Below are 21,492 nucleotides of genomic sequence, written 5' to 3'. Positions count from 1 at the left end.
AAATAGCACCATAACAATGTACATATTACCTAATTAGGGCCACGGTGATGTGACAGCATTGGTTGATGCAGCAGGAAGTGTTGTTAATCGGTACCAGTATGATGCATTTGGTAATACGGTTGAAGCTGTAGAGAAGGTGCAGAATAGATTCAGGTATGCTGGTGAGCAGTATGATCAGGTTACAGGACAGTATTATTTGCGTGCAAGGTTTTATAATCCGGTTGTGGGACGGTTTACACAAGAAGACACATATCGTGGAGATGGATTAAACCTGTACAGCTATGTGCAGAACAACCCAATCAAATATATTGACCCAAGTGGCTATAGCAGTTGTTTGGCTAAAGGAAACATATTTACAAGAGCTAAAAACAAAATTTTGGGAAGACATGACAGCATAGACGATGCAGCGATGCACTTTGGTAAAAAACACAATAAAGGTTCAATAAAGGATAACAGAGAATATGTTTCAGTTGTATATGAAAAGAAGGTTGGAAGCAAAACAATGTATAAATATGTACCTATAAAAAAAGGTGGTGCAGCATCTGCCACTGTTCCAAAACCACCAAAAGGAACAACAGTTGTTGGTATTCTTCATACACATGGAGCTTATGATGCAAGATATGATAATGAGAATTTTTCGCCAGCTGACAAAAACGCAGCAAGAGGTTATAATGCACCAATATATGTAGCAACGCCAAATGGAGCATTAAAGAAATATGATCCATCAACCAATACTGTAAGTGTGCTGTCAACTTCAATGCCCAAAGACCCTAATGCAGTACCTTAAGCACTTACGCAATACAATAAAATTAGTGAGATGAGTGGTTATTATGATTAAAAAATATTTCTTCGTTCCAATACTTTTTGTAATGCTTTGTTTAACAGCATGTGGAAATATTAATGAAAAAGGAGACATTCAAATGACATCGATTAAAAATGAATCAGTACAGCCTAATGACAATATAGAAAAGTTAACAGAAAAATATGAGATTGGAAATAATATTGTACCGAAATTTGACATTGTTAAGGATAAGGAAACTGCTATTAAGTTGGCAGAGGATATTTTGTTACCCATTTATGGGAATGAGATTAATGATAAAAAGCCCTTTGAAGCAACTTATGATGAGGAATTTAAAGCCTGGGTTGTTAGTGGTACACTTGGCAAAAATTTTATTGGTGGAGTTCCAAATGTAATAATTCAAAAAAGTGATGGAAAAGTGCTTGCTGTGTGGCATACAAAATAATTTGAGCTGGAGAAATCCAGCTTTTTTAATTTCCTGGAAAGCCATTAAGGAATATCAGAGGTGCAGATTGTACCAACTATTCCAACATAATGATTTTACCAGGGCACTCTGATTTCTACATGATCAAAATCAACACTTATGGCTCTTTCAGTCTCTCAGAATACAAGTATAAACAAGCATTCCTTCGGAGTCTCTCTGAGGTCGCTAACAGAGTGAAGCCCGGGCAAAGGGCCCCCATTCTTTAGAAAAGCTAACGTAGCCTTACTTTAGAGCTTTTTGAGCCACTTATAAGCAGCTGATTGATTGCTACGGAGTGGGCTTAAAGCATCAGAGCAGGGGAAGTATACGATAGAAGTTTCATTGTATACTTCCCCTGCTCCTGAAGCTTATTTCATGAGGCTTTGCAGAATCAACACGTTATAATTATTCCTTGGTGGGAACTACATTATATCCAAAATATTCTCCAGTTTCTGCATCATATAGTTCTGTGACTGTAACATTTTTTACAAGTCCACTCTCACCTTTTTGTTTTTGCTCTTCACTAATAGGAATTTGAACACCATTTGGACGTTTTGTCTTTACTATCCAAAGCATCCTCTTCGGAGAGAGCATTGTTATTTCATCAGTTTTTTTACCTTCCATTTTGCAGTAATCTTCATATTTCATTGCCTTAGCCATTACAAGTTCTACATTTTCTTTCTTATATTTCACCGTATCAATTTTTTTATTAATATCATAATAACTATCTGTTGGTATCTTCTCGTTATCTTTATATACAGGTTCTGGATTTAAAACAGGTGATGGCATTATCATCCCTTTTTTATCTTCTCTCAGCACTTGTGTATCTTTCTCCACTCCCCAAGATGGTCTAATTTTGCTTTCATCATATTTAGATATAGTGGAAGCTGCTAATACCAATGAAACTGAAGCAATCAATGACACAGAAGTAACCATTGCAATAAACTTCTTGTTCATACTCTTTTATCCTCCTTAATATTTGTTTTTATAATTATATTTTTATATATTAAATATTATATTACATATACAAGTAGGTAAATAGTCAAAATATTAATCAGTACTAGAAAAAATAGAAGTTGGCATGACATCCCAATTTACTATATATCCTACCCACGGTACAGTAATCCATGTAGGGTCGTTTACTGACCAATAACTCCAGGTATTATTTTTGCAATATTGGAATGAGTTTTCATTCCAAACATCAGATGTATTATTTAAATGCCCTGAATACAAACCTATTTCAATACCACTCTGTACACAAGTAGATGTACAGGAAAAAGATCCTCTATCAACATAGTCAATATATACATTCCAGCTTGAGGAACTAGTGCGTTGAATTTGATAAGTATGGTTTGTACCTGTAGCAGTTGAAGGGCCTGTAATATTATAAGAACTAAAACTAACAAAATTCCCATTACTATCATATTTCGTATACGACCTAAAAAATCCGTTTACATAATTTCCGTTCTCATATCCATTCCTAAATCCAGTACAAATTGTGCTATTTGTAGGGCCAACATGGACCCATTGAGCATGTGCGATAATTTCACCACCTGCTATTGCACTTAGTGGTCTAGTAATAGCTTGATAAAAAGAACCTGTGACATTAGCACCAGAATTAATATTATTAATTGCATAGCCTTTATCAGCTGAAGCTATAACTGCAGATGTAATAAAAGTAAAGCTTAAAATCAACATACTAAATAGTATTCTTAACTTACTCATTAGTATAAGCCTCCTTATGTATTTTATATTTTATCCAATTACTTACTAAATAGAACTTAAACTCTGTGTTTGTATAACTTTAATTGTAAAACAATGAATTTGTAATGTACATTACCATTTTATTATAACTTATATCTACTTCAAATTTTGTAGAATTTTGTCATTATGCGGAAATTATTATGTTAATATATAAACCTAGTATTATCCATGTAATTAAAATCATATCACGAGTACCTTTGCTTTTTACCAAATCCTCATGAAAAACTAATATCAAATCAGGCTTTTCCATCTTAAGCATCTGGGCGTTCCTTATAGTCTTGGCACTGATACTCAACATACCTGATTCCACACTGAAGAGCATGGAATTTTGGGATAATTTCGCTGAATCTCTTTTGATGTTTTGATGTATTATCACTATTTATATATAATTGATTTTGAGAGGTTTTTACAGAGTGCTGCCAGAGATTATGGTAGCTCAGTTTATCAGTTTAGATTGGTATTTTTCATCCTGTATATTTTCAAGAAGCATTGATATAGCTGTATTTGCAGTTTCTGGCTTTAGTGCAAAGGCTTGTATTGTTTACAGGCTTTTTCAGTAAATCTGAATGTTCTACATATGAAGGTTTTAGTGTAATTTTAAGATTACTTGAAGAAACCTTACGGAGCAAAACCTGGGAAAACAAATCCCCTCCATCTTTTAGAAAGGCTGACGGAGGTGGGCTTTAGAATCTTTGCAATCGCTTTCAAGTTCAAGGATAGTTCCTTTGGGTTTGTCTTGCAGCGTCAGGACAGGGAAAATGTACTGCAAAAGCTTTTATGGTACATTTTCCCTGTCCTTGTGAAAATTTTATACAGCCGCTCGGCACTTTCAGCTTTTCTTACCCCAAATATATTACTGCTTATTCTTTCTACTATTCAAGAAAACCAAAAAGCCCCTTAAGAAGAGACTTCAGGGATAACCTAACTATTTAATACTTGTATAAAGTAGAAGATTTATTGTTTTATTCTACCACTTATGATATTATACAACCAGAAATTACTTTTTTTATCGACAAGTTTTTTAAATAATGCTATTTATTACGTGAAATATTTTTTCAATCTCAAATTACAAAGTTGGAGGTGACAAAAAGTGACTTACAACAATAATAAGAAACCTATAAAGGATAACCCATCTACAAAAAAGTTAAAAGAAGAAATGGATAGCATGAATTCATTAATTACATTTGGAAAATTTCTAGGAGTTTTCAAAAAGGAAGAATTCAAAGAATTAAGTGGATTAAGGAATCAACTGGAAATACTTACAACACTTCCAGATGACTTTAATGGATTTTTTTCTAAACATGGTTGGATAGCATACGAAGGTTTTAATGTTGAAGTGATGAAAAAAGCTATTGAATATGCAAAACAAGGTAAATTCAAAGAAGCTGAAGAGGAAATACTTAATTATTACATAGAAGATAATATTAGGTTTATTATTTCCAGAGGTGCATCTATTGAAGCATTTAGAGCTAGAAGACAGCTTTCATTAAATGCATTAGATGAATATGTTGAAAAGCATTATTATGCATGTGTTCCATTATTGCTAATGGTAATTGATGGATTAGTCAATGATATTTCTAAAGAAACAGGCTTTTTTGCAGAAAAAACAGATTTAACATCTTGGGATAGTATTGCAGGACATTATTCCGGACTCACAGCACTAAAACAGATATTTAATAGTTCTAGAAAAAAAACTAATACAGAACAAATTACAATGCCATATAGAAATGGAATAATGCATGGAAGAGATTTGAACTTTGACAATATATATGTAGCAGCAAAATGCTGGTGTTGCTTAGCAGCAGTTTTAGATTGGGGACGGGATATAATGAATGGTAAAAAGACAGCACCTGAGCCTCAACCTAAAAAAACATTTATGCAGCAATTAGGAGATTTAAAAGATTCTTTTGATAAATTGGAACAAAGTAATAAATTTAAAGATAGAATTAAAAACTGGAAGCCTAGAAGTTTAGTCATAGAAAGCAATCAATACAAAAACATAAATTCTTCAAAACTACAAGCATTCTCACCCGAAAAATTTGCTGTTGAGTTTTTAGAGTATTGGCAAATGCGTAACTATGGATATATGGCAAAGTATGCTTACTTGCCAATAAAATCCAAGCAAAACTCGCAGGTAGCACGTGAAATGAGAATCATATTTAAGAATAAAGAACTAATTAATTATGAAATAACAAGTATTAATGACGAAGCTCCAGCAATTACTCAAATTGGTATTTCATTAGAAATCTATTATCAAGGCATACAACTAAAGAAACAAACAGTATTTCGCATGCTAATCCAAGGTGACAATGTTATTAATGGAGATAATGATGTACAATGGGTTATTGTTAGCGGGTATCAGTTAATTGAATATTTAAAACTTGATTAAATAAGTAGTAATATTATGCTTTGTTTAGAATTCGTAAGGATTTGAATACAACAGGTGGGTATTTATGTTTTTGTTTCCTGAAAAGATGTATGATTTGGCAAAATAGTTTAACGCAAACTTTTAGTTACAGGGGTGCAATATGATTAATGTAGATAAATTAGATAAGCTATATGAAAGATATGATTTTAAAAAAAGTAACCAATACGCAGATGCTATAGTCTATACACATACAAATGGGTATTTTAACAATGCGGAAATAGTTACTTTAGAAGAAGGAATCGATGTTTCTGATATTATTGTGCGGTACCAAGAAGCTGGTTTCTCATGTAAAAATTCATATTATACTGATATTGAAGAAGTACATGCACAATTATTTAAAGGTTTTTTTTCAGTTTTACGAACAAGAGACAAACTTAAAGGTGAATACTATAAATATTGTCAGAACCAAAATATCAGATTGAAGTTTGATTATTCATATATTAGCTGCAATTATTTTTTTGATGGCAAGGAACAGACCGATAGTGTTGTATCTAAAATTTTAAGTATAATTAACTCTAATGGTCCCCATTTAGTAATATTAGAAGCCGCAGCAGGGTATGGGAAAACATGTACAGCATACGAATTACTAAAAGAGTTAGTCACTTCAGATAGTGATGGGATACCTATTTTTACAGAGCTATCAAGGAACAGGAAAGCTGCTGTTTTCAAATATGTTTTACTTGATGAAATAGATAGACTTTTTCATCATCTAAAATCAGATTTAGTTACTTACGAAATGGCTGAGGGACGTATACCAGTCATAATAGATGGTTTTGATGAATTAATATCAAAGTCAGTTGATATGGATAACAAATTACATGATAAGCATTCAAAGTCTTTTGATGATATGGAATCAATGTTAGATACTATAGGTGATTTACTTACTCATAATACAAAAATTATTCTTACATCACGCAAAAGTGCAATATTTAATGGAGATAAATTTAATAACTGGGTAGAGGGTAGAGAGAATAGATTCAAGGTTACTAGGTTAATTCTGCATGAGCCTAACATAAAAGATTGGCTTGGCACTGAAAAGATAGAAATACTAAAATATCAAAATATTCCATATGAGAGTTTTGGAAACCCTGTCTTATTGGCACATTTAAGAAATATGAGTTGCGATAAATTTAATAACTATTGTAAAGATTCAGAAGAAGTTATCAAGGATTATTTAATCATGCTTTTAGAGAGGGAAAAGGAAAGGCAGGATATACACTTTACTGTTGAAGAACAGCTAGAAATTTTCATAAAATTGGTATATGAAATGGTTGAATTGGATATAACTTCAGAAGATAGGGATTTTATAAAGGATATAATTTTGGTAAAAAATAGAAACCTAATTAATGTTTTACGTTCAAGGTATCCACAAGGATTAAGTCAAAAAGCTGAGGATATCGCATCAACTTTAGCAAGACATGCACTTCTTGATAGGGTTGGCACAAGCAAAAATACAAATAAGATAGGGTTTATTAATGACTTTATATTTGGTCTGTTAATTGGAGAATGCATTTGCAAATTAAAAAATGATTGGCTTATAGACTATAAATATATAGATTTAGCCTGTACTGCTTATAGTGCACGAAGTGCTGATGAAAAAGTAAAATTATATTTGAAATTAAAGCCTATTACATTGATGTTACATTCCCAAGAACAAATAGAAATAGACATAAAACTTAACAACCAATTATCAAGTAATCACAAAGATGCAAGCTTTTATTCGGTAACTTTTAAAAATTTCATATTTCCTGATGGATTTTCTTTTACTGGATGTACATTTAGTCAATGTATATTTAATAAAATAGAAATAAGAAAGTCATCTTTTTATAGTTGTATATTTATAGATTGTAGATTTTATGATTGCACAATTTTAAATGATACACAAGAAGACCGCAAGTTAATCTTTTCAAATTGTTTTGGCGATGATATTAGCCCATTGAAAACCAAAGATTTTGTGACTTCTGATGATGATTACTACTATGAAAAAATAGTATTACAACAATTTTGGCAAAAAGGTAGAGCAAATGCTCAGCCAAATAGAGCTTACAGAACATTATTTGCAGGAGTACCTACAAAACAATATTACAGTGTGGAAAATGCTATAGAAAGTCTTAGAAGAAAAGGAATACTAGAAAAACAAGGTGAATTAGTATATTTAAACTATGAATATATAGGTGAAGTCCGGAATATATTATCTTCCGGAGAAGGAGATATAAATGGGAAATAGTGAATTTGAAAAAATAAAAGAAATTATTGATGGTTATAACCCATCTTTAATCAAAGACCTTGAAAAAGATATTTCAAAAGAACTAAATAGTCTAGGACTTTTTTATAGGTTATTTAGTCGAATTAAAAATGGGAGCTCTACATATGAGAAACTTCTGAACAAAAATTATAGTAATAAAAGGAAAATGCAGGATTTAATTGGTTTCAGAATAGTAGTTTACTTTAATGATGATATCATTTTGTGTATTAAATTATTAAAAAAATTATTTGAGTTTGTCGATGAAACAATTGATACCCCAGATTCATCTACTTTTAAACCTAGTAGAATTAATTTAATTTTTAGATTACCAAATCAATATAAAATAATCTTTGAAAGCATTTTAAATCAATTTCCTATTGATAATACTTTTGAAGTACAAATAAGAACAGTTTTTTCTGAAGGTTGGCACGAAATAGAACATGATATGAGATATAAATGTAAGGAAGAATGGACTGATTATCCTGATCAGTCAAGAATTTTGAACGGAATAGTTGCAACTCTTGAAACATGTGATTGGTCTATTTTGACACTCTTTGATGAACTCGCATATAAACACTATCAGAAAAAGAATTGGATACAAATGCTAAAGAATAAATTTAGATTAAGACTGTATGATTATAATCTAAGCGACTCTGTTAAGGAGTATTTTAATAACAATATAAATATTGCAAAATGTTTTTTTAAAATTGACAAGGAAGAACTATTTTCAAAAATTATAGATAAACATGCTTCTATTCCTATAAACCTTAATAATCTGGTTTATATTGCTAATATATTGTTTATAAAAGATGCTGAAATTGATAAACTTACTCCTGCTCTTGTAAAAGAAGAATTTGTTGACTCAAATTAACTCCAAGCTGAAAGTGCCGAACGGCTGTATAAAATTTTCACAAGGACAGGGAAAATGTACCATAAAAGCTTTTGCAGTACATTTTCCCTGTCCTGACGCTGCAAGACAAACCCAAAGGAACTATCCTTGAACTTGAAAGCGATTGCAAAGATTCTAAAGCCCACCTCCGTCAGCCTTTCTAAAAGATGGAGGGGATTTGTTTTCCCAGGTTTTGCTCCGTAAGGTTTCTTCAAGTAATCTTAAAATTACACTAAAACCTTCATATGTAGAACATTCAGATTTACTGAAAAAGCCTGTAAACAATACAAGCCTTTGCACTAAAGCCAGAAACTGCAAATACAGCTATATCAATGCTTCTTGAAAATATACAGGATGAAAAATACCAATCTAAACTGATAAACTGAGCTACCATAATCTCTGGCAGCACTCTGTAAAAACCTCTCAAAATCAATTATATATAAATAGTGATAATACATCAAAACATCAAAAGAGATTCAGCGAAATTATCCCAAAATTCCATGCTCTTCAGTGTGGAATCAGGTATGTTGAGTATCAGTGCCAAGACTATAAGGAACGCCCAGATGCTTAAGATGGAAAAGCCTGATTTGATATTAGTTTTTCATGAGGATTTGGTAAAAAGCAAAGGTACTCGTGATATGATTTTAATTACATGGATAATACTAGGTTTATATATTAACATAATAATTTCCGCATAATGACAAAATTCTACAAAATTTGAAGTAGATATAAGTTATAATAAAATGGTAATGTACATTACAAATTCATTGTTTTACAATTAAAGTTATACAAACACAGAGTTTAAGTTCTATTTAGTAAGTAATTGGATAAAATATAAAATACATAAGGAGGCTTATACTAATGAGTAAGTTAAGAATACTATTTAGTATGTTGATTTTAAGCTTTACTTTTATTACATCTGCAGTTATAGCTTCAGCTGATAAAGGCTATGCAATTAATAATATTAATTCTGGTGCTAATGTCACAGGTTCTTTTTATCAAGCTATTACTAGACCACTAAGTGCAATAGCAGGTGGTGAAATTATCGCACATGCTCAATGGGTCCATGTTGGCCCTACAAATAGCACAATTTGTACTGGATTTAGGAATGGATATGAGAACGGAAATTATGTAAACGGATTTTTTAGGTCGTATACGAAATATGATAGTAATGGGAATTTTGTTAGTTTTAGTTCTTATAATATTACAGGCCCTTCAACTGCTACAGGTACAAACCATACTTATCAAATTCAACGCACTAGTTCCTCAAGCTGGAATGTATATATTGACTATGTTGATAGAGGATCTTTTTCCTGTACATCTACTTGTGTACAGAGTGGTATTGAAATAGGTTTGTATTCAGGGCATTTAAATAATACATCTGATGTTTGGAATGAAAACTCATTCCAATATTGCAAAAATAATACCTGGAGTTATTGGTCAGTAAACGACCCTACATGGATTACTGTACCGTGGGTAGGATATATAGTAAATTGGGATGTCATGCCAACTTCTATTTTTTCTAGTACTGATTAATATTTTGACTATTTACCTACTTGTATATGTAATATAATATTTAATATATAAAAATATAATTATAAAAACAAATATTAAGGAGGATAAAAGAGTATGAACAAGAAGTTTATTGCAATGGTTACTTCTGTGTCATTGATTGCTTCAGTTTCATTGGTATTAGCAGCTTCCACTATATCTAAATATGATGAAAGCAAAATTAGACCATCTTGGGGAGTGGAGAAAGATACACAAGTGCTGAGAGAAGATAAAAAAGGGATGATAATGCCATCACCTGTTTTAAATCCAGAACCTGTATATAAAGATAACGAGAAGATACCAACAGATAGTTATTATGATATTAATAAAAAAATTGATACGGTGAAATATAAGAAAGAAAATGTAGAACTTGTAATGGCTAAGGCAATGAAATATGAAGATTACTGCAAAATGGAAGGTAAAAAAACTGATGAAATAACAATGCTCTCTCCGAAGAGGATGCTTTGGATAGTAAAGACAAAACGTCCAAATGGTGTTCAAATTCCTATTAGTGAAGAGCAAAAACAAAAAGGTGAGAGTGGACTTGTAAAAAATGTTACAGTCACAGAACTATATGATGCAGAAACTGGAGAATATTTTGGATATAATGTAGTTCCCACCAAGGAATAATTATAACGTGTTGATTCTGCAAAGCCTCATGAAATAAGCTTCAGGAGCAGGGGAAGTATACAATGAAACTTCTATCGTATACTTCCCCTGCTCTGATGCTTTAAGCCCACTCCGTAGCAATCAATCAGCTGCTTATAAGTGGCTCAAAAAGCTCTAAAGTAAGGCTACGTTAGCTTTTCTAAAGAATGGGGGCCCTTTGCCCGGGCTTCACTCTGTTAGCGACCTCAGAGAGACTCCGAAGGAATGCTTGTTTATACTTGTATTCTGAGAGACTGAAAGAGCCATAAGTGTTGATTTTGATCATGTAGAAATCAGAGTGCCCTGGTAAAATCATTATGTTGGAATAGTTGGTACAATCTGCACCTCTGATATTCCTTAATGGCTTTCCAGGAAATTAAAAAAGCTGGATTTCTCCAGCTCAAATTATTTTGTATGCCACACAGCAAGCACTTTTCCATCACTTTTTTGAATTATTACATTTGGAACTCCACCAATAAAATTTTTGCCAAGTGTACCACTAACAACCCAGGCTTTAAATTCCTCATCATAAGTTGCTTCAAAGGGCTTTTTATCATTAATCTCATTCCCATAAATGGGTAACAAAATATCCTCTGCCAACTTAATAGCAGTTTCCTTATCCTTAACAATGTCAAATTTCGGTACAATATTATTTCCAATCTCATATTTTTCTGTTAACTTTTCTATATTGTCATTAGGCTGTACTGATTCATTTTTAATCGATGTCATTTGAATGTCTCCTTTTTCATTAATATTTCCACATGCTGTTAAACAAAGCATTACAAAAAGTATTGGAACGAAGAAATATTTTTTAATCATAATAACCACTCATCTCACTAATTTTATTGTATTGCGTAAGTGCTTAAGGTACTGCATTAGGGTCTTTGGGCATTGAAGTTGACAGCACACTTACAGTATTGGTTGATGGATCATATTTCTTTAATGCTCCATTTGGCGTTGCTACATATATTGGTGCATTATAACCTCTTGCTGCGTTTTTGTCAGCTGGCGAAAAATTCTCATTATCATATCTTGCATCATAAGCTCCATGTGTATGAAGAATACCAACAACTGTTGTTCCTTTTGGTGGTTTTGGAACAGTGGCAGATGCTGCACCACCTTTTTTTATAGGTACATATTTATACATTGTTTTGCTTCCAACCTTCTTTTCATATACAACTGAAACATATTCTCTGTTATCCTTTATTGAACCTTTATTGTGTTTTTTACCAAAGTGCATCGCTGCATCGTCTATGCTGTCATGTCTTCCCAAAATTTTGTTTTTAGCTCTTGTAAATATGTTTCCTTTAGCCAAACAACTGCTATAGCCACTTGGGTCAATATATTTGATTGGGTTGTTCTGCACATAGCTGTACAGGTTTAATCCATCTCCACGATATGTGTCTTCTTGTGTAAACCGTCCCACAACCGGATTATAAAACCTTGCACGCAAATAATACTGTCCTGTAACCTGATCATACTGCTCACCAGCATACCTGAATCTATTCTGCACCTTCTCTACAGCTTCAACCGTATTACCAAATGCATCATACTGGTACCGATTAACAACACTTCCTGCTGCATCAACCAATGCTGTCACATCACCGTGGCCTTAATTAGGTAATATTCAGTTGTATTTTTTATAGCACTTTGTTAGGGTGGTGCTATATTAATCGCTATTATTCCAAGTAAGAACACCTTTACATCGACCAAATCCTCTAAACTCATAAGTAGGATAAATATCTTCACCTTTTTCTTCAATATCTTTAACTAATTCTTCATTAGGTGATATATCTACATAAATCCAAGCCTCAACTGATTCATCCAATTTATCTCTATCAACTGAAAGCATACGTGTAGCACTACGATTCCATAGTATTTTATTGATTTCATCAGCATCACTTTCAGTCAATCTAATCTTATTTATTGTAAATTCAGCAAGGCTTTTTAAAATATCTCCTAAATCATCAAATATCACAGTTAATATCCCTTCCTCATTTTTTTGAAGGCAAGAGTTACCAGCAGTTTGATTATCATAAATTACACCCGAATCACAAATTATTATTAAAGCTAGTTGATCAAGTCCATAAAGGCAAACCCTTTTTTTATTATCTTGCACCATAATAAACCTCCGATAATTTTATTTCAGGTACATATCTACTATTTATACAAGATACTCATTCTAAAATATTAAAGAGCAGGTGGCATAAAAGCTATACATATATATGGTACAATACTTAAGAAAGTCATGCCTAAGATAATTAGCATCTTATATCCACCACTAATCCCAGACTTACTTAATATAATTCTACCAATAAAAAGATTTACCAACGCTTCAACTATTAAAAAAGTTATTACCTCTTGTTTAAATGTAAGAAATAAATGCTTGTCTTTCATTATATTAATAGCCATAACTGATATTGGATAGCACATTAGAGAAGTAAAGCTAATTATAAAAGAGTTTCTCAATCGCTTAAACTCTTCGTCTAAGTGCTTTTTTATTAATGAAAACACAAAAAAGTTAATCACAAAATAGGTTGTAAATATAAATAAAAACAAAGGTATAAAGTAAATCAGCATCCAATAGTTTGTACTTTCACCATCAGCTAATCTTGAAATAAGAAATAAATGATTCATTTGGATTATCCTCGCTCAAATAAAAGAACCTATAATGGCTCACATGACAGCATATATAAAAGCCCTGTAAAAACAAGGCTCATATATATACTATCATGCATTTTCTGTTTTGGAAACTGTTGGTTTTATGTACTCCCTTTGATGAATCATCATTGAATAGATAACCTTTGCAATCTGCCTCATTACTGCGATTAAGGCCTGGCGTTTTGTTTTCCCTTGTGATATCTTCTTATTATAATACTCCAGAAAAGTTTCATTTATTGGGCTTTTCTTATCCCTACCCCTACAGATATTCCTTGATGCAATATCCCTGAATATCTCATACAATCGCCTGTTTCCCTGCTTATTCCTAAAGTTCTTGTCCTTATCACCTGATGAACAGGCAACCGGGCTTATTCCGGAATACCGACACATTTTATCGCTACTGGAAAACCTCCTGATATCACCAATCTCACTAATCAGCATTGCAGCGGTTATTGTATTAATTCCAGGCATTGTTTCAAGCTTATACGGAAATTGCTTCATGTGCTTTTTAATCTCAGCCTCTATTACTTCCAGCTCTTCATTACAATGCTTAATTTCCTTTATGCAATGAGATACAATAAAATCCCTTGTTTCCTGATATTCCGTTGATGTATCGCCATCTTTTGCAACAAGCATCAATATCCTTTCTGCATGTTCAATTCCAAAAAATCCGCTGCTATGGATGGAGAGAAATTCCGCAAGCTCTTCTTTTGTAATGCCTTTTAACTTTGACGGTGAGGGAAAGTTTTGAAAGAATTCCATTCCGGCCTTACAGTAAGTTACCGTAAAGAATTTGGTATAGCTTGGATAATGATGCGAAATGTAGCTGTGAACCTGATTTTTAGAGGCAGCCCGTACCTTGACTATTGAATTACGCCGAGATACTAAAAGCTGCAAAGTCCAGCTATCATCATGAATTGATGCATCTGGAAGGGTATCCAATTGATTTAATAGAACCTTGGCAACACAGAACGCATCATGACCGTCAGTTTTATGAGCTATAGCCTGATTACGCCTTTCTGTATAGGTTAGAGAAGCATCAACAGACTTTACAGTATAGCCGAGATTTAAAAGGAATATAGCAAAGTTCCTGCCGTTGCCTGAGGTGTCTTCTAGGCCGAAACATGGAGAAATACCACGTTTTAAATGGGATTTGACAAATTCAATAAGCTTTTCAAAGCCCTTTTTGTTGTTCTCAAACCTGAGTTCTCCGAGCTTTTCAGTAAAGCAGTTAATGATCACTGCCACATGGGTACGCTTATGAATATCCACCCCCACGAACAATTTACGCATTTTTGGATGTAACACTTTACATTCCCCCCTATATTAAAATTTCAAGGTACAAACCTTGGCACAAAAGCACCCTTAATATCAACGATAAGCCCCTAAAACAGGGACTCCGCAAACCCACGCCAACTATTTGCAAGGTACAAGCCCTATAAACCAAAATCACAATGTGATTTTGCAACATTGATCGTTGTCGTGAGAAAATATGGTGTAGCATACAACATATTTTCCTAGACATAATAAGAGCTTTTAACCTGGGAAAAACGGCAGCATTGTTATAACGAAATATGTAAAAATACATATCGCATGACCACGAACAGCCACATTATTCCCAGCTTAAAAACCCTTATCATTCGTATATCTTAAAGGGTATACCAGCATGTGAAGCCCTTAAAATCATGTCACGAGTACCTTTGCTTTTTGCCAAATCCTCATGAAATACCAAAAGTAAATCAGGCTTTTCCATCTTAAGCATCTGGGCGTTCCTGATAGGCCCGGCACTTTTGCCAAACCTCTTCCAGTCTGCCGGATGCTCAATAAACCTGATACCGCACTGACGAGCAGCACGAACAGCAAGCGTATCAGCACCCGACACCCTCCGGCAATAAGCAAATCAATATCAAGACTTTTGACAATAGATAAAATCTTCTGGTAATCCCTATAATAACGGCTTCCAGATACTAAAACCTTCATATGTAAAACCTCCAGATTTACTGAAAAAGCCTGTAAAAAATACAAGCCTTTGCACTAAAGCCGCAAGCTGCAAATATAGCTATATCAATGCTTTTTGAAAATATACAGGATAAAAAACACCAAACGAAACTGGAAGACTGAGCTGCCATAATCTCTGGCAGCCCTATGTAAAAACCTTTCAAAATCCCTCATATCTCATCCTCACAATCTACAGGACGAATGGTAATAATACCCTGTGACACATCAATAACAACCCTGCACCCAACCTCAAAGCCAAATGTAGCAAGCCACTCAGCTGATACCACAATAGCAGGTGAATCATCCAGCCAATGACTCCTGACAGATGATAAAGCTACCATAAAAAAACACCTCCACAAATACTACTCATAAGCCTATGTAGGAAGATACCCTGCATAAGTCGGGGCAAATGCTACCGCTATACCAGGCCTATGTCAATGGGACTTTGATAAAAAAATAAAAGAAAAAATACTTTCTTTAGAGGAGCTTTAGGGAAGCTTTTTAAGAGACTACGTAGACTTCTTCCGATATGACAGAAAAGACTGTTATCAGTCCTTTCTGTCATATCTCAAGTGTAGATTTCAAATATATTTATTTGAAATCTACACTTGATGAGTCTTACAAGACACTGCAAGGGGCCTTGAAGAGTTCTTGGAGTTCTGCTGATCTCATGAGCTTCTACAAAGACCGCCTGTAAGTACCAATAATGTCACATACGGATTGGCAAAAAAGACAACCTAAATGTCTTTTTGCCAATCCTAAAGCGATAAAAAATATAAACTGGGAATATTTTTTATCGCTTGTTGTCGCTTGCAAGAGTCTCTGAACGCCGCTACATAGCGGCTTACGGGTTATGCTTACACTACGAAGAGGCGTTGCTGTTGCTATAGAGAATCTTTTTTGACTCATACGGTTGCTGGAAAAACTTTTTATTGGTTTTTCCAGCAACCTAACGAAAAGCAGCAAATCTATGATTTGATACTTTTCGTGTATGTGTCTGTGTAAGCTGCTTACAAAGAGGCTTTGAATGTGCTTATAAGATCAGCTTGAACCCGTGAGCTTTCCTGAAGCTTCTCCGGTAGAGGCTTTTAAGTATCATTCAACTCCAGGTATGGCAAATATAAATGCCATTCTCCTGATGCGGGCTGCAAAGACCCTGATTAGTGCAGTATTAGGAACTTCGGAGAATTGCAGGGATAAGCATTTTTTCATTTATTTTTTTTCAAAGCCATTGACATAGTTGCTGATATAGCGGTATCTTTTGCTCCAGCTTATGCAGGGTATCTTCCTTCATAGGCTCATGAGTAGTATTTGGGAGGTGTATTTTTATGGTAGCTTTATCATCTGTCAGGAGCCATTGGCTTGATGATTCTCCTGCTATCGTGGTTTCGGCTGAGTGGCTTGCTACATACGGTTTTGAGGTTGGATGCAGGGTTGTTATTGATGTGTCACAGGGTATTATTACCATTCGTCCTGTAGATTGTGAGGATGAAGCATGAGGGATTTTGAGAGGTTCTTACATAGGGCTGCCAGAGATTATGGCAGCTCTGTTTACCAGTTTCGATTGGTGTTTTTTATCCTGTATATTTTCAGGAAGCATTGATATAGCAGCTTCCGGCTTTAGTGCAAAGGCTTGTATCTTTACAGGCTTTTTCAGTAAATCTGGAGGTTTTACATATGAAGGTTTTAGTATCTGGAAGCCGTTATTATAGGGATTACCAGAAGATTTTATCTATTGTCAAAAGTCTTGATATTGATTTGCTTATTGCCGGAGGGTGTCGGGGTGCTGATACGCTTGCTGTTCGTGCTGCTCGTCAGTGCGGTATCAGGTTTATTGAGCATCCGGCAGACTGGAAGAGGTTTGGCAAAAGTGCCGGGCCTATCAGGAACGCCCAGATGCTTAAGATGGAAAAGCCTGATTTACTTTTGGTATTTCATGAGGATTTGGCAAAAAGCAAAGGTACTCGTGACATGATTTTAAGGGCTTCACATGCTGGTATACCCTTTAAGATATACGAATGATAAGGGTTTTTAAGCTGGGAATAATGTGGCTGTTCGTGGTCATGCGATATGTATTTTTACATATTTCGTTATAACAATGCTGCCGTTTTTCCCAGGTTAAAAGCTCTTATTATGTCTAGGAAAATATGTTGTATGCTACACCATATTTTCTCACGACAACGATCAATGTTGCAAAATCACATTGTGATTTTGGTTTATAGGGCTTGTACCTTGCAAATAGTTGGCGTGGGTTTGCGGAGTCCCTGTTTTAGGGGCTTATCGTTGATATTAAGGGTGCTTTTGTGCCAAGGTTTGTACCTTGAAATTTTAATATAGGGGGGAATGTAAAGTGTTACATCCAAAAATGCGTAAATTGTTCGTGGGGGTGGATATTCATAAGCGTACCCATGTGGCAGTGATCATTAACTGCTTTACTGAAAAGCTCGGAGAACTCAGGTTTGAGAACAACAAAAAGGGCTTTGAAAAGCTTATTGAATTTGTCAAATCCCATTTAAAACGTGGTATTTCTCCATGTTTCGGCCTAGAAGACACCTCAGGCAACGGCAGGAACTTTGCTATATTCCTTTTAAATCTCGGCTATACTGTAAAGTCTGTTGATGCTTCTCTAACCTATACAGAAAGGCGTAATCAGGCTATAGCTCATAAAACTGACGGTCATGATGCGTTCTGTGTTGCCAAGGTTCTATTAAATCAATTGGATACCCTTCCAGATGCATCAATTCATGATGATAGCTGGACTTTGCAGCTTTTAGTATCTCGGCGTAATTCAATAGTCAAGGTACGGGCTGCCTCTAAAAATCAGGTTCACAGCTACATTTCGCATCATTATCCAAGCTATACCAAATTCTTTACGGTAACTTACTGTAAGGCCGGAATGGAATTCTTTCAAAACTTTCCCTCACCGTCAAAGTTAAAAGGCATTACAAAAGAAGAGCTTGCGGAATTTCTCTCCATCCATAGCAGCGGATTTTTTGGAATTGAACATGCAGAAAGGATATTGATGCTTGTTGCAAAAGATGGCGATACATCAACGGAATATCAGGAAACAAGGGATTTTATTGTATCTCATTGCATAAAGGAAATTAAGCATTGTAATGAAGAGCTGGAAGTAATAGAGGCTGAGATTAAAAAGCACATGAAGCAATTTCCGTATAAGCTTGAAACAATGCCTGGAATTAATACAATAACCGCTGCAATGCTGATTAGTGAGATTGGTGATATCAGGAGGTTTTCCAGTAGCGATAAAATGTGTCGGTATTCCGGAATAAGCCCGGTTGCCTGTTCATCAGGTGATAAGGACAAGAACTTTAGGAATAAGCAGGGAAACAGGCGATTGTATGAGATATTCAGGGATATTGCATCAAGGAATATCTGTAGGGGTAGGGATAAGAAAAGCCCAATAAATGAAACTTTTCTGGAGTATTATAATAAGAAGATATCACAAGGGAAAACAAAACGCCAGGCCTTAATCGCAGTAATGAGGCAGATTGCAAAGGTTATCTATTCAATGATGATTCATCAAAGGGAGTACATAAAACCAACAGTTTCCAAAACAGAAAATGCATGATAGTATATATATGAGCCTTGTTTTTACAGGGCTTTTATATATGCTGTCATGTGAGCCATTATAGGTTCTTTTATTTGAGCGAGGATAATCCAAATGAATCATTTATTTCTTATTTCAAGATTAGCTGATGGTGAAAGTACAAACTATTGGATGCTGATTTACTTTATACCTTTGTTTTTATTTATATTTACAACCTATTTTGTGATTAACTTTTTTGTGTTTTCATTAATAAAAAAGCACTTAGACGAAGAGTTTAAGCGATTGAGAAACTCTTTTATAATTAGCTTTACTTCTCTAATGTGCTATCCAATATCAGTTATGGCTATTAATATAATGAAAGACAAGCATTTATTTCTTACATTTAAACAAGAGGTAATAACTTTTTTAATAGTTGAAGCGTTGGTAAATCTTTTTATTGGTAGAATTATATTAAGTAAGTCTGGGATTAGTGGTGGATATAAGATGCTAATTATCTTAGGCATGACTTTCTTAAGTATTGTACCATATATATGTATAGCTTTTATGCCACCTGCTCTTTAATATTTTAGAATGAGTATCTTGTATAAATAGTAGATATGTACCTGAAATAAAATTATCGGAGGTTTATTATGGTGCAAGATAATAAAAAAAGGGTTTGCCTTTATGGACTTGATCAACTAGCTTTAATAATAATTTGTGATTCGGGTGTAATTTATGATAATCAAACTGCTGGTAACTCTTGCCTTCAAAAAAATGAGGAAGGGATATTAACTGTGATATTTGATGATTTAGGAGATATTTTAAAAAGCCTTGCTGAATTTACAATAAATAAGATTAGATTGACTGAAAGTGATGCTGATGAAATCAATAAAATACTATGGAATCGTAGTGCTACACGTATGCTTTCAGTTGATAGAGATAAATTGGATGAATCAGTTGAGGCTTGGATTTATGTAGATATATCACCTAATGAAGAATTAGTTAAAGATATTGAAGAAAAAGGTGAAGATATTTATCCTACTTATGAGTTTAGAGGATTTGGTCGATGTAAAGGTGTTCTTACTTGGAATAATAGCGATTAATATAGCACCACCCTAACAAAGTGCTATAAAAAATACAACTGAATATTACCTAATTAAGGCCACGGTGATGTAGTAGGGCTTGTTGATGCAGCAGGAAGTGTGTAGTGAATAAGTATCAATATGATGCATTTGGTAATACAGTTGAAGCTGTTGAGAAAGTACATAATAGATTCCGTTATGCCGGAGAGCAGTATGATCAGGTTACCGGACAGTATTATTTGCGTGCCAGGTTCTACAACCCAGTTGTGGGAAGGTTCACACAAGAGGACACATACAGAGGCGATGGATTAAACCTTTATGCATATGTAAGTAACAACCCTGTAAATTATATTGACCCAAGTGGATATTGTGCGGCAAAGAGTAATCTTTTTGAAAGAGGCTATAATCCTAAACCTGGCGAAAGGTCCATGACTAAAGCTCAATGGAAAGAGCAGTATCGTAAACAACGATTAGAAAAGCCAAAAGCATTTGGAAAATACTCTACTGCTATTGATGATAAGGTAACTGTTATTGAGAAGCAAAGCTTACCTGAGTGGATGAAACCCACATTTACAGATAGTGAATATAGAACAGTAGTTACCAATGAGGATATTATACTTTACAGGGTATATGGTGGAAAAGCTAAAGACACAGGAGCTTTTGTTACTACTGCACCTGCTGGAAATAGAATTCAAGCTAAAATTGATAGTGCATTATTACCGGAATGGGGCGGTTCAAAAGAATTCGAAGCAAAAATATTAGTTCCCAAAGGTACAGTATTGAATATTGGTAAAATTGCTCCGCAAACTATTAAATCTACAGGTACGGTCTTAAAAGGTGGAGATGATCAAATTCTATTACCGCAAAATTGGCCTAAAGATTGGATCATAGGCTCTAGGTCAGTACCGAGTGCATAAAATTATGAAAATGGAAGTGTATTATAATGAAACCAGAGAAAATTAATGATTTAATAGATCAAATAAACAAAGTAATTCTGATACTTGAAGAGGATTTCAAAAAAAATAATGAACCTATGGTTGAACTGATTATAAAACGATATAAAAATGCCAAAGATATGCTGGAAAATACCCCGCAAGAAAGCCTAAAAAGAGTATTATTCAAAATTGATGGTGGAGTAAGAGCATATCTGGAAGTTTCAAGTGATTATATGAATCCGTTACTGGATGAATTGCACAAGGCAGAAAAGCTATTAGACGAATTTTTTAGTTGAAATTAAGGCTGGGTTTTCCCAGCCTTTTTAATCGCTGGAAATCAGCAGAGAATATCAGCGGTGCAGAACAACTTTTGCGATGTAAAAAGTGAATACAGGGGGTAAAAGTCATAAATGAATTTCACATATGGTTAATTTTTAGAGAAAAATTGAAACCTTGACTCACACCTTAATATTGTGTCACCG

Annotated in this window: 29 protein-coding genes; 17 read left to right on the top strand and 12 right to left on the bottom strand. The window is 34.1% G+C overall.

The genetic code is table 11. The features are described from left to right. The first annotated feature begins 49 nt into the window (after positions 1–49). Together Bccel_RS32935 and Bccel_RS28370 are read left to right on the top strand one after the other, a co-directional pair. On the top strand, positions 50–787 hold the full coding sequence (locus tag Bccel_RS32935; protein ID WP_050754003.1) for a DUF4329 domain-containing protein: 738 nt from the start codon (positions 50–52) through the stop codon (positions 785–787). A 43-nt stretch (positions 788–830) separates the two neighbouring features. Continuing rightward, the gene (locus tag Bccel_RS28370; RefSeq protein ID WP_050754004.1) at positions 831–1,244 is read left to right on the top strand and encodes an NTF2 fold immunity protein; all 414 of its coding nucleotides are present in this window, start codon (positions 831–833) and stop codon (positions 1,242–1,244) included. Between the two features lie 423 nt (positions 1,245–1,667). On the opposite strand, the gene Bccel_RS28365 is transcribed toward Bccel_RS28370, so the two are convergent. From Bccel_RS28365 to Bccel_RS30635, 3 genes are all read right to left on the bottom strand, one after another. Then, on the bottom strand, positions 1,668–2,219 hold the full coding sequence (locus tag Bccel_RS28365; RefSeq protein WP_036945910.1) for a hypothetical protein: 552 nt from the start codon (positions 2,217–2,219) through the stop codon (positions 1,668–1,670). Between the two features lie 93 nt (positions 2,220–2,312). Next, on the bottom strand, positions 2,313–2,987 hold the full coding sequence (locus tag Bccel_RS28360; protein ID WP_036945912.1) for a hypothetical protein: 675 nt from the start codon (positions 2,985–2,987) through the stop codon (positions 2,313–2,315). A gap of 163 nt (positions 2,988–3,150) precedes the next feature. Beyond that, positions 3,151–3,324: a hypothetical protein gene (locus Bccel_RS30635; RefSeq protein WP_160317779.1), complete on the bottom strand. Its 174-nt coding sequence runs from the start codon at positions 3,322–3,324 to the stop codon at positions 3,151–3,153. A 115-nt stretch (positions 3,325–3,439) separates the two neighbouring features. Here Bccel_RS30635 and Bccel_RS30630 point away from each other — a divergent pair, with 115 nt between their 5' ends. The 4 genes from Bccel_RS30630 (at position 3,440) to Bccel_RS28340 (ending at position 8,570) form a co-directional block, all read left to right on the top strand. Continuing rightward, positions 3,440–3,586 carry a hypothetical protein gene (locus Bccel_RS30630; RefSeq protein WP_154673526.1) on the top strand — a complete coding sequence of 49 codons (147 nt, stop codon included), beginning with the start codon at positions 3,440–3,442 and terminating at the stop codon, positions 3,584–3,586. A 530-nt stretch (positions 3,587–4,116) separates the two neighbouring features. After that, entirely contained in the window at positions 4,117–5,415 is a 1,299-nt protein-coding gene (locus Bccel_RS28350) for a hypothetical protein (RefSeq protein WP_036945840.1), read from the top strand. A gap of 139 nt (positions 5,416–5,554) precedes the next feature. Then, positions 5,555–7,681 carry a pentapeptide repeat-containing protein gene (locus Bccel_RS28345; RefSeq protein WP_050754007.1) on the top strand — a complete coding sequence of 709 codons (2,127 nt, stop codon included), beginning with the start codon at positions 5,555–5,557 and terminating at the stop codon, positions 7,679–7,681. Beyond that, positions 7,671–8,570 (top strand): nucleotidyltransferase family protein, encoded by a 900-nt coding sequence (locus tag Bccel_RS28340; RefSeq protein WP_050754006.1) that lies wholly within the window; start codon positions 7,671–7,673, stop codon positions 8,568–8,570. The genes Bccel_RS28345 and Bccel_RS28340 overlap by 11 nt, the downstream gene beginning before the upstream one ends. A 280-nt stretch (positions 8,571–8,850) precedes the next feature. On the opposite strand, the gene Bccel_RS30625 is transcribed toward Bccel_RS28340, so the two are convergent. Continuing rightward, the gene (locus tag Bccel_RS30625; protein WP_154673526.1) at positions 8,851–8,997 is read right to left on the bottom strand and encodes a hypothetical protein; all 147 of its coding nucleotides are present in this window, start codon (positions 8,995–8,997) and stop codon (positions 8,851–8,853) included. A 115-nt stretch (positions 8,998–9,112) separates the two neighbouring features. Between Bccel_RS30625 and Bccel_RS30620 the strand changes: the two genes are divergently transcribed. The 3 genes from Bccel_RS30620 to Bccel_RS28325 all read left to right on the top strand — a co-directional run bounded on the left by Bccel_RS30620 (position 9,113) and on the right by Bccel_RS28325 (position 10,769). Next, entirely contained in the window at positions 9,113–9,286 is a 174-nt protein-coding gene (locus tag Bccel_RS30620; protein WP_160317779.1) for a hypothetical protein, read from the top strand. Positions 9,287–9,449: 163 nt separating this feature from the next. Beyond that, positions 9,450–10,124 (top strand): hypothetical protein, encoded by a 675-nt coding sequence (locus tag Bccel_RS28330; RefSeq protein WP_036945912.1) that lies wholly within the window; start codon positions 9,450–9,452, stop codon positions 10,122–10,124. Positions 10,125–10,217: 93 nt separating this feature from the next. Continuing rightward, complete coding sequence (locus Bccel_RS28325) at positions 10,218–10,769, top strand: hypothetical protein (RefSeq protein ID WP_036945910.1); 552 nt, start codon at positions 10,218–10,220, stop codon at positions 10,767–10,769. A 423-nt stretch (positions 10,770–11,192) separates the two neighbouring features. Here Bccel_RS28325 and Bccel_RS28320 read toward each other — a convergent pair whose 3' ends face one another. The 8 genes from Bccel_RS28320 to Bccel_RS29425 form a co-directional block, all read right to left on the bottom strand. Then, the gene (locus tag Bccel_RS28320; protein WP_050754004.1) at positions 11,193–11,606 is read right to left on the bottom strand and encodes an NTF2 fold immunity protein; all 414 of its coding nucleotides are present in this window, start codon (positions 11,604–11,606) and stop codon (positions 11,193–11,195) included. A 43-nt stretch (positions 11,607–11,649) separates the two neighbouring features. Beyond that, positions 11,650–12,387 (bottom strand): DUF4329 domain-containing protein, encoded by a 738-nt coding sequence (locus Bccel_RS28315; RefSeq protein WP_050754003.1) that lies wholly within the window; start codon positions 12,385–12,387, stop codon positions 11,650–11,652. 69 nt (positions 12,388–12,456) lie between these two features. Continuing rightward, positions 12,457–12,909 (bottom strand): DUF6210 family protein, encoded by a 453-nt coding sequence (locus Bccel_RS28310; RefSeq protein ID WP_036946102.1) that lies wholly within the window; start codon positions 12,907–12,909, stop codon positions 12,457–12,459. Between the two features lie 68 nt (positions 12,910–12,977). Then, positions 12,978–13,424, bottom strand: coding sequence for a hypothetical protein (locus Bccel_RS28305; RefSeq protein WP_036946104.1), 447 nt, complete (start codon positions 13,422–13,424; stop codon positions 12,978–12,980). 93 nt (positions 13,425–13,517) lie between these two features. After that, the gene (locus Bccel_RS28300; RefSeq protein ID WP_050753999.1) at positions 13,518–14,756 is read right to left on the bottom strand and encodes an IS110 family RNA-guided transposase; all 1,239 of its coding nucleotides are present in this window, start codon (positions 14,754–14,756) and stop codon (positions 13,518–13,520) included. 328 nt (positions 14,757–15,084) lie between these two features. Continuing rightward, positions 15,085–15,330 (bottom strand): hypothetical protein, encoded by a 246-nt coding sequence (locus tag Bccel_RS28295; RefSeq protein ID WP_050754002.1) that lies wholly within the window; start codon positions 15,328–15,330, stop codon positions 15,085–15,087. Positions 15,331–15,445: 115 nt separating this feature from the next. Then, on the bottom strand, positions 15,446–15,610 hold the full coding sequence (locus tag Bccel_RS30615; protein WP_160317778.1) for a hypothetical protein: 165 nt from the start codon (positions 15,608–15,610) through the stop codon (positions 15,446–15,448). Positions 15,611–15,616: 6 nt separating this feature from the next. Further along, positions 15,617–15,787 carry a SymE family type I addiction module toxin gene (locus Bccel_RS29425; protein ID WP_081927302.1) on the bottom strand — a complete coding sequence of 57 codons (171 nt, stop codon included), beginning with the start codon at positions 15,785–15,787 and terminating at the stop codon, positions 15,617–15,619. A gap of 987 nt (positions 15,788–16,774) precedes the next feature. Between Bccel_RS29425 and Bccel_RS29420 the strand changes: the two genes are divergently transcribed. The 8 genes from Bccel_RS29420 to Bccel_RS28255 all read left to right on the top strand — a co-directional run bounded on the left by Bccel_RS29420 (position 16,775) and on the right by Bccel_RS28255 (position 21,306). Continuing rightward, entirely contained in the window at positions 16,775–16,945 is a 171-nt protein-coding gene (locus Bccel_RS29420) for a SymE family type I addiction module toxin (RefSeq protein ID WP_082225181.1), read from the top strand. Positions 16,946–16,951: 6 nt separating this feature from the next. Further along, positions 16,952–17,158 carry a hypothetical protein gene (locus Bccel_RS28285; RefSeq protein WP_050753992.1) on the top strand — a complete coding sequence of 69 codons (207 nt, stop codon included), beginning with the start codon at positions 16,952–16,954 and terminating at the stop codon, positions 17,156–17,158. Further along, positions 17,124–17,468: a DUF2493 domain-containing protein gene (locus Bccel_RS28280; protein WP_050754000.1), complete on the top strand. Its 345-nt coding sequence runs from the start codon at positions 17,124–17,126 to the stop codon at positions 17,466–17,468. The genes Bccel_RS28285 and Bccel_RS28280 overlap by 35 nt, the downstream gene beginning before the upstream one ends. Positions 17,469–17,796: 328 nt before the next feature. Continuing rightward, positions 17,797–19,035, top strand: a complete 1,239-nt coding sequence (locus Bccel_RS28275) for an IS110 family RNA-guided transposase (RefSeq protein WP_050753999.1) — start codon at positions 17,797–17,799, stop codon at positions 19,033–19,035. A 93-nt stretch (positions 19,036–19,128) separates the two neighbouring features. Then, positions 19,129–19,575 (top strand): hypothetical protein, encoded by a 447-nt coding sequence (locus tag Bccel_RS28270; protein ID WP_036946104.1) that lies wholly within the window; start codon positions 19,129–19,131, stop codon positions 19,573–19,575. Positions 19,576–19,643: 68 nt separating this feature from the next. Continuing rightward, entirely contained in the window at positions 19,644–20,096 is a 453-nt protein-coding gene (locus Bccel_RS28265; RefSeq protein ID WP_036946102.1) for a DUF6210 family protein, read from the top strand. A gap of 104 nt (positions 20,097–20,200) precedes the next feature. Then, entirely contained in the window at positions 20,201–20,992 is a 792-nt protein-coding gene (locus Bccel_RS32930; protein WP_050753993.1) for an RHS repeat-associated core domain-containing protein, read from the top strand. A gap of 26 nt (positions 20,993–21,018) precedes the next feature. Beyond that, complete coding sequence (locus Bccel_RS28255) at positions 21,019–21,306, top strand: hypothetical protein (protein WP_036945861.1); 288 nt, start codon at positions 21,019–21,021, stop codon at positions 21,304–21,306. The last annotated feature ends 186 nt before the right edge of the window (positions 21,307–21,492 follow it).

It is taken from the genome of Pseudobacteroides cellulosolvens ATCC 35603 = DSM 2933, from assembly GCF_001262605.1.
Taxonomy (GTDB): domain Bacteria; phylum Bacillota; class Clostridia; order Acetivibrionales; family DSM-2933; genus Pseudobacteroides; species Pseudobacteroides cellulosolvens.
The sequence above is the reverse complement of the archived record's forward strand: the minus strand, read 5'-3'. Positions and strand labels throughout refer to the sequence as shown.

Coding starts and splice junctions, on each gene's coding strand:
- Bccel_RS28370 (WP_050754004.1), top strand. CDS start 831: ATGATTAAAAAATATTTCTTCGTTCCAATACTTTTTGTAATGCTTTGT.
- Bccel_RS28365 (WP_036945910.1), bottom strand. CDS start 2,219: ATGAACAAGAAGTTTATTGCAATGGTTACTTCTGTGTCATTGATTGCT.
- Bccel_RS28360 (WP_036945912.1), bottom strand. CDS start 2,987: ATGAGTAAGTTAAGAATACTATTTAGTATGTTGATTTTAAGCTTTACT.
- Bccel_RS30635 (WP_160317779.1), bottom strand. CDS start 3,324: ATGTTGAGTATCAGTGCCAAGACTATAAGGAACGCCCAGATGCTTAAG.
- Bccel_RS28345 (WP_050754007.1), top strand. CDS start 5,555: ATGATTAATGTAGATAAATTAGATAAGCTATATGAAAGATATGATTTT.
- Bccel_RS28340 (WP_050754006.1), top strand. CDS start 7,671: ATGGGAAATAGTGAATTTGAAAAAATAAAAGAAATTATTGATGGTTAT.
- Bccel_RS30620 (WP_160317779.1), top strand. CDS start 9,113: ATGTTGAGTATCAGTGCCAAGACTATAAGGAACGCCCAGATGCTTAAG.
- Bccel_RS28330 (WP_036945912.1), top strand. CDS start 9,450: ATGAGTAAGTTAAGAATACTATTTAGTATGTTGATTTTAAGCTTTACT.
- Bccel_RS28325 (WP_036945910.1), top strand. CDS start 10,218: ATGAACAAGAAGTTTATTGCAATGGTTACTTCTGTGTCATTGATTGCT.
- Bccel_RS28320 (WP_050754004.1), bottom strand. CDS start 11,606: ATGATTAAAAAATATTTCTTCGTTCCAATACTTTTTGTAATGCTTTGT.
- Bccel_RS28310 (WP_036946102.1), bottom strand. CDS start 12,909: ATGGTGCAAGATAATAAAAAAAGGGTTTGCCTTTATGGACTTGATCAA.
- Bccel_RS28305 (WP_036946104.1), bottom strand. CDS start 13,424: ATGAATCATTTATTTCTTATTTCAAGATTAGCTGATGGTGAAAGTACA.
- Bccel_RS29425 (WP_081927302.1), bottom strand. CDS start 15,787: ATGGTAGCTTTATCATCTGTCAGGAGTCATTGGCTGGATGATTCACCT.
- Bccel_RS29420 (WP_082225181.1), top strand. CDS start 16,775: ATGGTAGCTTTATCATCTGTCAGGAGCCATTGGCTTGATGATTCTCCT.
- Bccel_RS28280 (WP_050754000.1), top strand. CDS start 17,124: ATGAAGGTTTTAGTATCTGGAAGCCGTTATTATAGGGATTACCAGAAG.
- Bccel_RS28270 (WP_036946104.1), top strand. CDS start 19,129: ATGAATCATTTATTTCTTATTTCAAGATTAGCTGATGGTGAAAGTACA.
- Bccel_RS28265 (WP_036946102.1), top strand. CDS start 19,644: ATGGTGCAAGATAATAAAAAAAGGGTTTGCCTTTATGGACTTGATCAA.
- Bccel_RS28255 (WP_036945861.1), top strand. CDS start 21,019: ATGAAACCAGAGAAAATTAATGATTTAATAGATCAAATAAACAAAGTA.